This window comes from Paraburkholderia sp. GAS82, from assembly GCF_050436285.1.
Classification (GTDB): Bacteria; Pseudomonadota; Gammaproteobacteria; order Burkholderiales; family Burkholderiaceae; genus Paraburkholderia; species Paraburkholderia phenazinium_B.
Genome location: NZ_JBNDLX010000006.1, coordinates 85227 through 99137 on the forward strand (window position 1 = coordinate 85227; position 13911 = coordinate 99137).

Consider the following 13911-nt stretch of genomic DNA (forward strand, 5'->3'; position numbering starts at 1 on the left):
CAGCGATGCGGGTTTTTTCGTTTCCGAAGCCAGATGGATCTTTTATTTAGGGCTTCAGGAGATACGTCTCATGCAGATAGTCGAAGATCCCCGCCACGCTCGCGTCTTTGCTCTGCGTCGCGGTATCCACGCGTAACTCCGGGTTGGCCGGAGCCTCGTAGGGTGCGGACACGCCGGTAAACGCCGTGATTGCGCCAGCCCGTGCTTTGGCATACAGACCCTTGGGATCGCGCCGCGCGCAGTCATCCACGGAAGCGGAGAGATAGGTCTCGACAAACCGGTCAGGCCCAATGATCTCGCGCGCCATGGCTCGATCTTCGCCCATCGGCGAAATCAACGCGGTAATCACAATCAGACCGGCATCGTTCATCAACTGGGCAACATGCGCCACGCGGCGGATATTCTCGCGCCGGTCTTCTTTGCTGAAACCGAGATCGCTGGCCAGGCCGTGCCGGACGTTGTCGCCGTCTAGCACATAGCACGGGTGACCCAAGGCGATGAGCTGTCGTTCCAGTTCATACGCAATCGTGGATTTTCCGGCCCCGGACAAACCGGTGAGCCAGACCGTGACGGCCTTCTGCTGGAACATCCGCGCGCGGTCCTGGACGTCTACCGCACCGCTGACGCGTTGCAGGAGCGCTTGTGCAGGCTTGGCGGACGCCACGGATGTGCTTGCTTCACGGGTGGTTCGAGCGCCATGGCCGGTGTCCGGGAGGTCGGGGCTGGCGTCAGAAGGGGAGCGGACGTAGGCGTGTGAATTGTCCACTTTAAAGATTCCCGCTGGCGTCGATGCCGGTCAACTGACCGGGGCGCCTAGTCGAATGTTCGTTGCGGCACGAACCGATCGCGCACGCGTGATCGCCCTGAGGCGTGTGAAAAGACGGGGTCTGAGGTGGCATAAGGGGCGCCGGCGACATTACAGTTCGTAAATTCTACTGGCTGATAAGCAATCCAGTTGTAACGTTTGATTACGTTTGTAATCAGGACGTGCGAATTTTCTGCTTGAACACCGCGTGCCAACGTGGGTACGTGATGATTCGTAACACGATTGACTGGCTGTGGTGGGAGCGAGGCGGTGCCAAAGGAGGCTAGCCCAGCGAGGGCTTGAAACAGCTGAGTTTGAGGATGTCCCTGAGGGGAGAAGGCATCGGGCCAATGCTGTCGGCGGCGCTGTCTTGAGCGGCGCGCAGAAACCCATGAAAGGCTGGAGTCGGTGCTGCGTAAGCTTGAGAGGTAAGCGCAGGAAATAGTCCAGGGCGTACCGGCGTCCGCGACCGGCCCCGCCCCGCATCGCTTAGTGCCGCGCTTCTCCCGGCGGCGCATCTTTCGCGCTACCCAGCGGCGTTTCTTCGTCGCTACTGCGGGCCCAGAAAAACCGGTCCGGCAGATAGGCCCCCATCCCGGGACGAAACGCGTTGCGCATGGCCTGATACAGATACTCCTGAGCTTCGCGCACAGCTTCGGCCGGGTCCTGACCGTTGGCCAGCAACGCTGCAATAGCAGCGCCGAGCGTGTCGGTCAAACCCATGATGCGGTGCGGGCCACGGTCCCACATATCCTGGCGTAACTGGCCGTCGTCGCTGAAAAGCGTATTGACGAGCCGGTGAGTGCCAGTTTCCGTGGACAGGATGTATTCGCAGCCTTGCGATAGCAGGTGCGAGATTGCCGCGTCGAGACTCGGCGCCTCGGCGTCCCCGTCCGGCTGCGCGAGCGCGAGCAGGGTGGCGTGATCGGCCACAAGCAACGTGGTTTGCGGTGCGAGCAGGTCGGCAATCGCCTCGCGCAGTTCGTCGGCGGCGAGCACGTGCTCGTCGTCCAGCGTGAAATCGGGAGCGAGGATCAGCGGAATATCGTCGTAGTCGGCCACGACTTCGGCGATTGCGCTCACCACTTCCGCTCGCGTGGCGGCCCCCACCTTGAAGGCGGCGATGGGCATGTCTTCGAGCAGCATGCGCGCCTGGGTTGCAACGACTTCCGGATCCAGCCCGGTGACTTCGTCGCAGTTTGCCGAGTCGCGCACGGTGAAACCCGTCAGCACGCTGACGCCGTGGCAGCCCATGCTGGCTAGCGTCATCAGGTCGGCTTGCAGGCCGGAAGCACCGGTCGGATCGGAGAGGCCGAAGGTGAGAACGATCGGAGGCGTGTCGCTGGGCATGAAAATGGTTGGCAGGAAGTAGGCGTATGTAAGCGCGCAGCGTGGGCGCAGTCGCCTCAATTATGCGGCCTAAAGCGCTAACGGGGCGTTTTTTCGCATCCGCAGAGGACTTTGCGCACTGAATCGGGGCATCGTGCCGCGCCTTGTCCAGCTTCGTCTGCGGCGCGCCTGCGGCACGTCAACGTGGCGACTTTCGATTGCTAGGCATTGGGGCGGCAACACGGTACCATCATGGCTCTCGTTTCAACGCTCTTTTTGACGCGACACAAGAATGGAATATAGAAGCTGGATGTGCCTGATCTGCGGCTGGATCTACGACGAAGAAGCCGGATTGCCAGATGAAGGAATCGCGCCGGGCACGCGTTGGGAAGATGTTCCCATTAACTGGACCTGCCCCGAATGCGGAGCCCGCAAGGAAGACTTCGAGATGGTCCAGATCTGACCGTCGCAAGCGTCGCGCGTCCCGACGGGCGGCGTGATCGCGTTCGTCGGCTTGTCCGTGTTCATGTCGCCTGCCCATGATCCCTCGATCCGCATCACCTGCCTCTTTCGACGCACTGCCCAACCCGCGTGGCGGGTCGGTCCGTTCCGCGGAACTCGCGCTCGCTGAGGCGCAGCTTGCGCTCGAGCAGCGCGGCGACACGGCGGCTGCGCTGTTGCGCGCGGCGCAGGCTTTCCGCGAGGCGGGCTGGCTCGGGGCGCAGAAGCTGGCAGATGCCCTAGTGCTGGTCTCGCCATTAACGGCTGCGGAACCACCCGAAGAACCTGACGCGCGTCAGTTGTTTACCGAGGCCTTGCACGATTTCCGTGCAGCGACCACGCGGCACAACCTGCGCGAGCTGTCCTGCTCGCCAATTCTGTACGGCCACTATCAGGCGCTCAGTGCACTGATTTCGCAGCGCACACCAGGCTTCACGGTCACCTACGAAGATTTTGCGCTGGCGGTGCGGCCGTTGCCGCCTGTGTCGTTCAGCGGGCAGCCGGCGGAGCGTCTCGCTCACTTGCGGGCTCGCTACGAGCGGGCCCTGTTGCCGGTGTTGCGGGCGCATTCGAGTGACGGAGCGGCCAGCGCTGCCGTAGCCGCGCTGACGCGCGCCGCGCTCGATGAACTCGACGCGTGCCTCGCCGAACTCGCGGGCCCCGATCCCTACGACTTCTGGCGTCTCGCTTCGGCATGTGCCCGCTCGCTGCGCGTGAGCGGTCACTTAGTCGGGGACGCAGACGCGCGGCGCTTCCACGCACGCTGCAACCTCGCCCTGGCGGATCACGCTCGCGGCTCGACGCTCGCTTCGCGCTCGCTGGTACGTGCGACGCTGGCGCTGCTCTGGCGCGATTACGCGCTCTTCGGTGCTGCAGCGGAGGATGCCGAACACGTCGAACTGCTGCACGATTACGGCTTGACCGTGGACTGGCACGTTGCCGCCACCCAGGAGTCGGAGGCGTTGTGGGAAGCGGGCGCGACGGAGGCGCAAGAGCTTGGCGCGGGTGGTCTGGGCGTGACGCGTACCCGCGAGTTGGGCGTGCTTACCGTCAATGCCCACGCGTATGAAGATTTCCTGCAGACGGCTGACGCGGCCATCGCCGCGCTCGCTGAACATGCGCGGGGCGCCGGTCAACTGGAAAAAGCCGATCCGAGCGAAGCACTGCAGGCCGGCGACGCCGCGTATCGTCTCGGCGCCGCTGCGTGCGCGCTCGGCCTGGGCCACGTCGCGCTCCTCGCAGACGCACTCGGCCTCGCGTGGCGCCGCCGCGCGCATGCCGGTGTCTCGACACCTGCGGTGCGTGCGCACGTGATCGTGAGCGCGCCCGATGCACAGGCGCTCGAGCAAGGTGCCGAAGCGTTGCGGGCCATGCTGCACAAGATTGCCGCGGGCGTTGCTCCGCCAGCCGCCGGTCCTGCGTTGGCCGCGCTGACGCGGGCTATCGAGCAAGGCTGACGCCCTTAAGCCGCCTTGCAGATTGCATGCGCGGACGCACTAACCGGCACCCCTCGGATGCGCACCCGAATACGCACCGTTGGCGAGGTGTAAGCGCGTGATAGAGTGGCAACATGATCCGCAGTTCATGGATCGCGGCAGCTGATCTGCCCTACGCTCAAAGCCCGCCATTCCGCATCGTCTTTGCTAAAATCCGAACTATGTCCAAGAGTACCGATCGCATCAATCTGACTAACCAGTTCCTGATCGCCATGCCGAGCATGGCGGATCCTACGTTTTCAGGAACGGTGGTCTACCTTTGCGATCACAGCGAGCGCGGTGCGCTCGGCCTGGTGATCAACCGGCCGACCGATATCGATCTGGAAGCGCTGTTCAGTCGCATCGATCTGAAGCTCGAGATCGAACCCCTGCTGCATGTCCCAGTTTATTTCGGCGGCCCGGTGCAAACCGAACGCGGCTTCGTGCTGCATTATCCGAAAGACGGCAGCCCTTATACGTCGTCGATGTCGGTGCCCGGCGGTCTGGAAATGACCACCTCCAAAGACGTGCTCGAGGCCGTGGCGAGCGGCACGGGTCCGGAACGTTTTCTGCTCACGCTCGGCCACGCAGGTTGGGCCGCGGGCCAGCTCGAGGAAGAGATCTCGAAGAACGGCTGGCTCACCGTCGAATCCGATCCGAAAATCGTGTTCGACGTGCCGGCCGAAGAACGCCTCGAAGCCGCGCTCGCGCTGCTCGGTATTTCCCTCTCGATGCTCTCGGGCGAAGCAGGTCACGCATGAGCAGTCCAGCCGGACGTGCGGCAACGCTGCTGGCGTTCGACTATGGTGAAAAACGCATCGGCGTGGCGGTCGGCAACTCGCTGACCCGAAGCGCACGGCCGCTGGTAGTGGTGCAAAACCGTAACCGCGAGTATCGCTTCGAAGAACTCGGCAAGCTGATCGCCGAGTGGAAGCCGGATGCGCTGGTGGTCGGGTTGCCCATGCATCCCGACGGCGCACCGCATGAAATGACCCAACTCGCGAAACGCTTCGGCAACCAGCTCAACGGCCGTTTCAACCTGCCGGTGACATGGATCGACGAACGCTACTCGTCGGTCGAGGCAAAAGCCGGGATTCGAGCCGGCAATGGCCGCGCGGACATGCTCGACGCCGAAGCAGCCTGCATCATCCTCCAGCAATATCTAGACGGACTTTCCGACGATCATGAGTTCCATTGACGCCGAGGCACTGTATCGCGCTTTGCTCGAACAGATCCGTGCCGCTTATGGTGAACAACTCGGCGACCGCAGCGGCGCCAGCGGCGTCGTGCTCGCCGGCATCTACAGCGGCGGCGCGTGGCTCGTGGAACGTCTCGCGCGAGATCTGAACGTCGGCAGTTTCGGCGTCGTCAATGTCGCCTTGCATCGCGACGACTACGCGAAGAAAGGGCTGCACGCGCAGGCAAGTCCGACCTCGCTGCCGTTCGAAGTGGACAATCGCCGCATCGTGCTGGTAGACGACGTGCTGTACACCGGCCGGACCGTGCGCGCAGCGCTAAACGAGCTTTACGACTATGGGCGCCCGGCTTCGGTCGAACTCGCCGTGCTCGCCGATCGGGGCGGACGCGAGTTGCCGGTGGCGGCGCGTTTTGTCGGCGGGGTGGTGGATGTGCCGGCCGAGGCAACCCTCGTGCTCGCGCGCGACGACACCGCGGATCAGCGTTTCACGTTTCACACCGAAGCACGCGTCGATTGAGCGTGAGGTGTGTGCCGTGGCCGCCGCGGCGCACGCACTCAAAACAACTCAGGTACCCCATGAATACCGCTACTCAGGTTCCCAAGGATCCTCAGGACACCACTGGCGCTACGCCGTCGCCGGATCGCTTTCGCTACGGCTTCCTGAAGGGCAACCCGCAGCTCACCAAAAACGGTGAGCTCAAGCATCTGCTGACCATCGAAGGCCTGCCGCGCAAGATCGTCACGCACATTCTCGACACCGCCGAGCAGTTCGTCAGCGTGACGGACCGCGAGGTCAAGAAGGTGCCGCTGTTACGCGGCAAATCGGTGTTCAATCTGTTCTTCGAGAACTCGACACGCACCCGTACCACCTTCGAGATTGCCGCGAAACGCTTGTCGGCTGATGTGATCAACCTGAACATCAACGCGTCGTCGACGAGCAAGGGCGAGTCGCTGCTGGACACCATCAACAACCTGTCGGCGATGCATGCGGACATGTTCGTGGTGCGCCATGCTTCGAGCGGTGCGCCGTACCTGATCGCCGAGCATTGCGCGCCGCACGTGCACGTGATCAACGCCGGCGATGGCCGTCATGCGCACCCGACTCAGGGTCTGCTCGACATGTACACGATTCGCCACTACAAGAAGGATTTCACGAATCTGCGGGTGGCGATTGTTGGCGACATCCTGCATTCGCGGGTGGCGCGCTCGGACATCCATGCGCTGACCACGCTCGGCGTGCCGGAGGTGCGTGCGATCGGTCCGCGCACCTTGCTGCCGGGCGGTCTGGAACAGATGGGCGTGCGGGTGTTCCACAACCTTGACGAAGGCCTGAAGGACGTCGACGTCATCATCATGCTGCGTCTGCAGAACGAGCGGATGAGCGGTGCGCTGCTGCCGTCTGCGCAAGAATACTTCAAGAGCTGGGGACTGACGCCCGAGCGTCTCGCGCTGGCGAAACCCGACGCGATTGTCATGCATCCGGGTCCGATGAACCGTGGAGTGGAGATCGACTCGCAGGTGGCGGACGGTCCGCAATCGGTGATCCTGAATCAGGTGACGTTTGGCATAGCGGTGCGGATGGCCGTGATGGGCATCGTGGCTGGCAACAACGACTGAGCAAAACAAAGGCAGCGATGAAGATTCATATTCAAGGCGGCACGCTGATCGACCCGGCGGCCGGCACCGAACAGCAGCAGGACATTTGTATTGCGGCAGGCAAGATCGTTGCACTCGGCGCAGCACCCGCGGATTTCCACGCGGCGAAGACGATCGACGCCAAGGGCCTGTCAATCGCGCCGGGACTCGTCGATCTCGCCGCGCGTCTGCGCGAACCGGGTTACGAACATAAGGCCACGCTCGAATCGGAAATGGCCGCGGCGCTCGCGGGCGGCGTGACGAGCCTCGTCTGTCTGCCCGACACCGATCCGGTGCTAGACGAACCGGGCCTTGTTGAAATGCTCAAGTTTCGCGCGCGCAATCTGAACCAGGCGCACGTGTATCCGCTTGGTGCGCTGACGGTGGGCCTCAAAGGCCAGGTGATCACCGAGATGGTCGAGTTGACCGAAGCGGGCTGCATCGGTTTCTCGCAAGCGGACGTGCCCGTGGTGGACACGCAGGTGCTGCTGCGCGCGCTGCAGTACGCGAACACCTACGGCTACACGGTGTGGCTGCGTCCCGTGGATGCGTATCTGGGCAAAGGCGGCGTCGCAGCGAGTGGCGCGCTGGCCTCGCGGCTGGGGCTGTCGGGCGTGCCGGTGTCGGCCGAGACCATCGCACTCCATACGATCTTCGAACTGGTCCGCGTGACCGGTGCACGTGTGCACCTCTCGCACCTGTCCTCGGCGGCCGGCATTGAACTGATGCGCGCGGCCAAGGCCGAAGGCCTGCCGGTCACGTGCGATGTGACGGTGAACCATATCCACCTGATCGACCTCGATATCGGCTACTTCGACGCGCAGTTCCGCCTCGATCCGCCGCTGCGTTCTCAGCGCGATCGCGAAGCGATTCGCGCGGGCCTGGCCGACGGCACAATCGATGCAATCTGTTCCGATCACACCCCCGTCGACGATGATGAAAAGCTGTTGCCCTTCGCCGAAGCGACGCCGGGCGCGACCGGTCTGGAGCTGTTCCTCTCGCTGACAGTGAAGTGGGCGGACGAGGCCGGCGTACCGTTGGCTAAAGCGCTCAACCGTATCACCGCAGCTCCGGCTGCCGTGCTGAAGCTGGAAGCCGGCCGCATTGCTGTGGGCGCCTGCGCCGATCTGTGCATCTTCGATCGCAACGCGCACTGGCGCGTCGAACCGCGCGTGCTGAAAAGCCAGGGGCACAACACGCCGTTCCTCGGCTACGAACTGCCGGCACGCGTACGAACGACGATCGTCTCCGGACACGTTGCATTCGAACAGCGCTAACTTAGGACTGCATCCATGCTCGCATTTCGCAAGGCCCGGCTGATCGCACATCTGCTGCACGGCATGTTCACGGTAGCAACGCGGTTTCCGCGCGCAAGCGCTGCCGAGCGGGAAGCGCTCAATCGCGCGTGGTCGCTGAAGATGCTGCGGCTGTGCGGCATGCGTCTTGTCGTCCATAACGACAGCGCGCGGCTCGACGCCGGCGCGCTAGTGGTGGCTAATCACATCTCGTGGATCGACATCTACGTGATCAACGCATGGCGGCCGACGCCGTTCGTCTCGAAGGCCGAGATCCGTCAATGGCCGGTGGTGGGCTGGCTCGCGCAGCAACTGGGGACCGTATTCATCCAGCGCGAAAAGCGCAGCGATGCCAAGCGGATCATGCACGAACTGTCCGACCGTTTGAGCGCAGGCGAACTGATGTGCGTGTTCCCGGAAGGCACCACCTCCGATGGCCTCGCGCTGCTACCGTTCCATGCCAATATGTTTCAGGCGGCAGTGTCGGCGGCGAGCCCGGTGCAGCCGGTCTGTCTGATGTACGAAGATACGCAGGGCCGGCAATCGACCGCGCCGGCGTATATCGGCGACATGTCGCTCGGCCAGTCGCTCGACGCGCTGCTACGCGGCGGTCCGCTGACGGCGCATGTCTATGTGGGCGAGGCGTTGGCTCCGGGCGCCGACCGGCGCACGCTGGCAGCGCAGGCGGAACAGGCGGTAGGGGCGGCGCTACGCAGCTTGCAAGGAGCGAGCACGCCTGCTCGTGCCGCGGCCGTTCTGGAAAGCGAAGCATCGGCCATTCCGAACGCCACCGATGCAACTGCGTCGCACGAAGGGACGCTGATCGACAACGTCGATCAGCACGGGCGTTCGGCTTAGTTAGCTCAGTGGCTGGCCTAATTGCCCGAGTTGGCTGAGGAGCGGCAGTCCGTGCATTCGACCTGGGTCAACGTGCGTTCGGCCGGATTTGCCGCGAGTCGCACCGCGGACAATTCCTCGCCCCATACGCAACCCGAATCGAGCCCGATCAGGTTGTCGCGCATCACCAGACCCAGCGCAGCCCAGTGACCGAACACCACGGTGATGTCGGAGGTCTTCCGTGAAGGTACGTCAAACCACGGCATAAAACCCGGCGGCGCGGAATTGAGGCCGCCGCTCGTGCTGAAGTCCATCTCGCCGTCCAGATTGCAAAAGCGCAGACGCGTGAGGGCGGTGCAGGTCAAACGCAGACGGTCGATGCCCTTCAGGCCCGGCTTCCAGCGGTTCGGCTCGTTGCCGTATAGACCCGCCAGCGTCTCCTTCCAGTTCGGCGCGCGCAGCGCCCGCTGCAACTCATCGGCGAGTTCGAGCGTGAGCGTCACATCCCATTGCGGCAACACGCCTGCGTGAACCAGCAGCATGTTGTTCTCGAAGTGCGCTACCGGCAGATGGCGGACCCAGTGCAGCAGATCTTCGGCATCGGGCGCGGCGAGAATTTCGTCGATCGTGTCGCCCTTTTTCGATTTGCGAATGCCGGCCGACACCGACAGCAGATGCAGGTCATGATTGCCGAGCACCGGCTTGGCACGTTCGCCAAGTGCGATGATGTCGTGCAGTGTGGCGAGCGACTCGCTGCCGCGATTGATCAGGTCACCGGCGAACCACAGCGGCGTCTCGGGCGACGGCGCAACCTTCGCAAGCAGTTGCTGGAACGGGGTACGGCAACCCTGCAGGTCACCGAAGGCAAGGGGTACGGAATGCGGAAGGCTGGGAACGGTCATCTGGGGACGGAATCAGGTACACACTGACGGTGGATGCATCATGGTAGCCTGACATAATAGCCCGTTTGATGCGACGGTATTGCGACGCTTTAAGGACCAGGAGAAAGAGAGTGAACGGAGAAACGACGAAACCAGCGACGCACGCTGAACGCCTGACACGGACACTCGTTACGGGCGCGAACGGCTTCACGGGCAACTGGCTGACCGGCAATCTGCTGGCGAGCGGCCATGCCGTGACTGAGACAGTGGCGGGGCAGGGCACGCCGGAAACGCCGTCGCGGCGGTGGCTCGATATCACTTCGCCGGAGGAGTGCCGCCGGGTGATCGACGAGGTGCGGCCCGATTACATCGTGCACCTTGCGGCCATCAGTTTTGTCGCCCATAACGATCCGCTCGATTTTTATCGCGTCAACGTGCTTGGCACATTGAACTTGCTGCAGGCATGCGCGGATGTCGGTCATACGCCGCGCAAGGTGCTGGTGGCAAGCAGTGCGAACGTCTATGGCAACGTGACCAGCGAGGCGATCGACGAGAGCTTTCCGGTTGCGCCGGTGAATCACTATGCAGCCAGCAAGGCGTCGATGGAGTCGCTCGTGCGCACGTGGTTCGACCGGCTGCCGCTGCTGATTGTCCGGCCGTTCAATTACACAGGACGCGGGCAGACTGCGAATTTCCTCGTGCCCAAGATCGTGGAACATTTTGCCCGCCGGGAGCCTGGAATTTCGCTGGGGAATATCGACGTGGCGCGTGACTTTTCGGATGTCCGCTACGTGGTACGGGCGTACGAGGCGCTGCTGGACTCCGGTGCCGTGGGTGAGACGGTGAATGTGTGTACCGGACAGCCCTATACCCTCCGGGAGATTCTGGCGATGGCCAGTGAGATCACAGGCCATGAACTGGAGATCCGGGTCAATCCGGCGTTTGTGCGCCAGACCGATGTGAAGATGCTGGCTGGATCGCCGGCCAAGCTACGCAAGCTGGTGCCGGAGGTCGAGGCGATTGGATTCCGGGACACGCTGCAATGGATGTTGGCGGCCTGAAAGCGGCCGGAAATGGTGCAGCAGCTACTGATTCGATGACGGCGCCTTACACGGCGCCTTTTTGTATGTCCATTTGCAACGCGGGCTTTTCCCAGAGCATTCAGATCGGAATCGATTCCCGGGAATTGTCAGTAACTTCGGGTAATTTCCCCTTATTCCATCATATCTGCATACGGTCGTTGCCAAGCTGTTTCAAGTTGTTAGGGCTCTAGTTTTTAGCTGCTGCCGCTTTATAATCGGGGCATCATAAAATTTGGGCATTCTGGCGCCTGTTTTTTGCATGGGACGCAGCCGTAAGGCAATCACAAGGCGTCGCACACCAACCATACGGGTAACCGGATCGACGCGTCGGGTCGCATCGACTACGAACATCTAGCAAGGAATTCTATGATCCTGGTAACGGGCGGTGCCGGTTTTATCGGCGCTAACTTCGTGCTTGACTGGCTGAACGCCTCGGACGAACCGGTCCTCAACCTCGACAAGCTGACCTACGCAGGCAATCTGCGCACGCTCAAGTCGCAGCAGGACAATCCGAAGCACGTGTTCGTGCGTGCCGACATCTGCGATCGGGCAGCGCTGGACGCGCTGTTCGCCGAGCACAAGCCGCGTGCGGTGCTGCACTTCGCGGCCGAGAGCCACGTCGACCGTTCGATCCACGGTCCTGCTGATTTCGTCCAGACCAACGTGGTGGGCACATTCACGCTGCTGGAAGCGACCCGCTCGTACTGGAGCGCGTTGAGCGACGCAGACAAGGCCGCTTTCCGTTTCCTGCACGTTTCGACTGACGAGGTGTTTGGCTCGCTGTCGGCCACGGATCCGCAATTCTCGGAAACCACGCCTTACGCGCCGAACAGCCCTTACTCGGCCACCAAGGCCGGCTCCGACCATCTGGTTCGCGCCTACCACCATACGTACGGCCTGCCCGTGCTGACGACGAACTGCTCGAACAACTACGGCCCGTACCAGTTCCCCGAGAAGCTGATCCCGCTGATGATTGCCAACGCGCTGGCTGGCAAGCCGCTGCCGGTGTACGGCGACGGTCAGAACGTGCGCGACTGGCTGTACGTAGGCGACCACTGCAGCGCAATCCGGGAAGTGCTTGAGCGTGGCGTGCCGGGCGAGACGTACAACGTCGGCGGCTGGAACGAGAAGAAGAACCTTGACGTCGTGCATACGTTGTGCGATCTGCTCGACGAGCAGCGTCCGAAGGCGGCCGGCTCGTACCGCGATCAGATCACGTATGTGACGGACCGCCCCGGCCACGACCGCCGCTATGCGATCGACGCGCGCAAGCTCGAGCGCGAGCTGGGCTGGAAGCCGGCCGAGACTTTCGAGACGGGTTTGGCAAAGACGGTGCGGTGGTATCTCGACAACCAGGAATGGGTCGACGAAGTCGCTTCGGGCGAATACCGCAAGTGGGTTGAAACCAACTACGCGCAGCGCGCGTAAAGGCAACGTCATGGCGCGCAAAGGCATTATTCTCGCGGGAGGATCGGGTACGCGCCTGTATCCGATCACCCACGTCGTTTCGAAGCAACTGCTTCCGGTGTACGACAAGCCGATGATTTACTACCCGCTGTCGACGCTGATGGTAGCGGGCATCCGCGACGTGCTGATCATCTCCACGCCGCAGGACACGCCGCGCTTCGAAGCCATGCTGGGCGACGGCAGCCAGTGGGGCATGAATATTCAGTATGCGGTTCAGCCGACGCCTGACGGTCTGGCTCAGGCGTTCATCATTGGCCGGGATTTCGTGGGCAATGATCCTTCGGCGCTGATCCTTGGCGACAACATTTTCTACGGCCACGATCTCGCCAAGCAGCTCGAGCGCGCCAACGCGCAGGAGCAAGGTGCGACTGTGTTCGCGTATCACGTGCACGACCCCGAGCGCTATGGCGTGGTGGAATTCGACAAGCAGTTTCGCGCGCTGTCGATCGAGGAGAAGCCGGCCAAGCCGCGCTCCAACTACGCAGTGACGGGGCTGTACTTCTACGACAAGCAGGTGTGCGATATCGCGGCCGATATCAAGCCTTCGCCGCGTGGCGAGCTTGAAATTACGGATGTCAATTCGCGCTACCTGTCCAAGGGCGAACTCAACGTCGAGATCATGGGACGCGGTTTTGCGTGGCTCGACACCGGCACGCATGATTCGCTCATCGAAGCCGCGACGTTTATTGCCACGTTGCAAAAGCGCCAGGGCCTGGTGGTGGCGTGTCCGGAAGAGATTGCTTACCGGCAGCAGTGGATTGATGGGGAGCAGTTGTCAGCGCTCGCCAAACCGCTCGCGAAGAACGCCTACGGAAAGTATCTGCAAAACATTCTTACGGACCAAGTCGCATGGCCATCCAAGTAACTGCTACAGCGCTGCCGGAAGTCAAGATTGTCGAGCCGAAGGTGTTCGGCGATGCGCGTGGCTTCTTCTACGAGAGCTTCAACGGTCGGGAGTTTTCCGAGCACGTTGCACCGGGTGTCGAGTTCGTTCAGGACAATCATTCGCGTTCCGCGAAAGGTGTGCTGCGCGGCTTGCATTATCAGATCGTGCATGCGCAGGGCAAGCTGGTGCGCGTCGTGGAAGGCGAGGTGTTCGATGTTGTGGTGGACATCCGCAAGAGCTCGCCGAACTTCGGCAAGTGGGTGGGCGTGACGCTGTCGGAGGAGAATCACCGGCAACTGTGGGTTCCGCCGGGTTTTGCTCATGGTTTCGTTGTGCTCTCTGAATCCGCGCAGTTCTTGTATAAGACGACGGATTACTGGTACCCCGAACACGAACGCAGCATTATCTGGAACGATCCGGAAATTGGCATTGAATGGCCGATCGATAGCGAACCGTTGCTGGCTGCGAAGGATGCAGCGGGCAAACGGTTGGCGGAAGCCGAGCATTTCGCGTGAGGTCT

Annotated in this window: 15 protein-coding genes; 12 read left to right on the forward strand and 3 right to left on the reverse strand. The window is 62.4% G+C overall.

Annotated features, from left to right (window positions below):
* Nucleotides 1–46: 46 nt before the first annotated feature.
* Both cysC and P3T17_RS19600 read right to left on the reverse strand, forming a co-directional pair.
* Nucleotides 47–634 carry an adenylyl-sulfate kinase gene (gene cysC / locus P3T17_RS19595; RefSeq protein WP_429408849.1) on the reverse strand — a complete coding sequence of 196 codons (588 nt, stop codon included), beginning with the start codon at nt 632–634 and terminating at the stop codon, nt 47–49.
* 660 nt (nt 635–1294) lie between these two features.
* The gene (locus P3T17_RS19600; RefSeq protein WP_074265690.1) at nt 1295–2155 is read right to left on the reverse strand and encodes a hydroxymethylpyrimidine/phosphomethylpyrimidine kinase; all 861 of its coding nucleotides are present in this window, start codon (nt 2153–2155) and stop codon (nt 1295–1297) included.
* 271 nt (nt 2156–2426) lie between these two features.
* Here P3T17_RS19600 and P3T17_RS19605 point away from each other — a divergent pair, with 271 nt between their 5' ends.
* From P3T17_RS19605 to P3T17_RS19640, 8 genes are all read left to right on the forward strand, one after another.
* The gene (locus P3T17_RS19605; protein WP_008342674.1) at nt 2427–2597 is read left to right on the forward strand and encodes a rubredoxin; all 171 of its coding nucleotides are present in this window, start codon (nt 2427–2429) and stop codon (nt 2595–2597) included.
* Nucleotides 2598–2673: 76 nt separating this feature from the next.
* Nucleotides 2674–4092, forward strand: coding sequence for a hypothetical protein (locus tag P3T17_RS19610; RefSeq protein ID WP_429408613.1), 1419 nt, complete (start codon nt 2674–2676; stop codon nt 4090–4092).
* Between the two features lie 200 nt (nt 4093–4292).
* Nucleotides 4293–4871: a YqgE/AlgH family protein gene (locus P3T17_RS19615; protein ID WP_074266193.1), complete on the forward strand. Its 579-nt coding sequence runs from the start codon at nt 4293–4295 to the stop codon at nt 4869–4871.
* Complete coding sequence (gene ruvX, locus P3T17_RS19620) at nt 4868–5308, forward strand: Holliday junction resolvase RuvX (protein WP_429286462.1); 441 nt, start codon at nt 4868–4870, stop codon at nt 5306–5308. The genes P3T17_RS19615 and ruvX overlap by 4 nt, the downstream gene beginning before the upstream one ends.
* A complete protein-coding gene (gene pyrR, locus P3T17_RS19625) occupies nt 5295–5825 on the forward strand; it encodes a bifunctional pyr operon transcriptional regulator/uracil phosphoribosyltransferase PyrR (RefSeq protein WP_429286461.1) in 531 nt (176 codons plus the stop codon). The genes ruvX and pyrR overlap by 14 nt, the downstream gene beginning before the upstream one ends.
* Before the next feature lie 59 nt (nt 5826–5884).
* Nucleotides 5885–6925 (forward strand): aspartate carbamoyltransferase catalytic subunit, encoded by a 1041-nt coding sequence (locus P3T17_RS19630; RefSeq protein ID WP_074265685.1) that lies wholly within the window; start codon nt 5885–5887, stop codon nt 6923–6925.
* 17 nt (nt 6926–6942) lie between these two features.
* Entirely contained in the window at nt 6943–8220 is a 1278-nt protein-coding gene (locus P3T17_RS19635) for a dihydroorotase (protein WP_429408614.1), read from the forward strand.
* Nucleotides 8221–8235: 15 nt separating this feature from the next.
* A complete protein-coding gene (locus P3T17_RS19640) occupies nt 8236–9096 on the forward strand; it encodes a lysophospholipid acyltransferase family protein (protein ID WP_429408615.1) in 861 nt (286 codons plus the stop codon).
* 17 nt (nt 9097–9113) lie between these two features.
* On the opposite strand, the gene P3T17_RS19645 is transcribed toward P3T17_RS19640, so the two are convergent.
* On the reverse strand, nt 9114–9977 hold the full coding sequence (locus P3T17_RS19645) for a symmetrical bis(5'-nucleosyl)-tetraphosphatase (protein ID WP_429408616.1): 864 nt from the start codon (nt 9975–9977) through the stop codon (nt 9114–9116).
* Between the two features lie 110 nt (nt 9978–10087).
* Between P3T17_RS19645 and P3T17_RS19650 the strand changes: the two genes are divergently transcribed.
* The 4 genes from P3T17_RS19650 (at nt 10088) to rfbC (ending at nt 13906) form a co-directional block, all read left to right on the forward strand.
* Entirely contained in the window at nt 10088–11017 is a 930-nt protein-coding gene (locus P3T17_RS19650) for a GDP-mannose 4,6-dehydratase (RefSeq protein WP_429408617.1), read from the forward strand.
* Between the two features lie 387 nt (nt 11018–11404).
* Nucleotides 11405–12466 (forward strand): dTDP-glucose 4,6-dehydratase, encoded by a 1062-nt coding sequence (gene rfbB / locus P3T17_RS19655; RefSeq protein ID WP_074265680.1) that lies wholly within the window; start codon nt 11405–11407, stop codon nt 12464–12466.
* Nucleotides 12467–12476: 10 nt separating this feature from the next.
* Nucleotides 12477–13370, forward strand: a complete 894-nt coding sequence (gene rfbA / locus P3T17_RS19660) for a glucose-1-phosphate thymidylyltransferase RfbA (protein WP_429408618.1) — start codon at nt 12477–12479, stop codon at nt 13368–13370.
* Entirely contained in the window at nt 13355–13906 is a 552-nt protein-coding gene (gene rfbC, locus P3T17_RS19665; RefSeq protein ID WP_429408619.1) for a dTDP-4-dehydrorhamnose 3,5-epimerase, read from the forward strand. Before rfbA ends, rfbC begins: the two co-directional genes overlap by 16 nt.
* Nucleotides 13907–13911: the final 5 nt, after the last annotated feature.

Coding starts and splice junctions, on each gene's coding strand:
- ruvX (WP_429286462.1), top strand. CDS start 4,868: ATGAGCAGTCCAGCCGGACGTGCGGCAACGCTGCTGGCGTTCGACTAT.
- P3T17_RS19605 (WP_008342674.1), top strand. CDS start 2,427: ATGGAATATAGAAGCTGGATGTGCCTGATCTGCGGCTGGATCTACGAC.
- P3T17_RS19640 (WP_429408615.1), top strand. CDS start 8,236: ATGCTCGCATTTCGCAAGGCCCGGCTGATCGCACATCTGCTGCACGGC.
- rfbC (WP_429408619.1), top strand. CDS start 13,355: ATGGCCATCCAAGTAACTGCTACAGCGCTGCCGGAAGTCAAGATTGTC.
- P3T17_RS19635 (WP_429408614.1), top strand. CDS start 6,943: ATGAAGATTCATATTCAAGGCGGCACGCTGATCGACCCGGCGGCCGGC.
- P3T17_RS19610 (WP_429408613.1), top strand. CDS start 2,674: ATGATCCCTCGATCCGCATCACCTGCCTCTTTCGACGCACTGCCCAAC.
- P3T17_RS19645 (WP_429408616.1), bottom strand. CDS start 9,977: ATGACCGTTCCCAGCCTTCCGCATTCCGTACCCCTTGCCTTCGGTGAC.
- P3T17_RS19630 (WP_074265685.1), top strand. CDS start 5,885: ATGAATACCGCTACTCAGGTTCCCAAGGATCCTCAGGACACCACTGGC.
- rfbB (WP_074265680.1), top strand. CDS start 11,405: ATGATCCTGGTAACGGGCGGTGCCGGTTTTATCGGCGCTAACTTCGTG.
- P3T17_RS19600 (WP_074265690.1), bottom strand. CDS start 2,155: ATGCCCAGCGACACGCCTCCGATCGTTCTCACCTTCGGCCTCTCCGAT.
- rfbA (WP_429408618.1), top strand. CDS start 12,477: ATGGCGCGCAAAGGCATTATTCTCGCGGGAGGATCGGGTACGCGCCTG.
- P3T17_RS19615 (WP_074266193.1), top strand. CDS start 4,293: ATGTCCAAGAGTACCGATCGCATCAATCTGACTAACCAGTTCCTGATC.
- pyrR (WP_429286461.1), top strand. CDS start 5,295: ATGAGTTCCATTGACGCCGAGGCACTGTATCGCGCTTTGCTCGAACAG.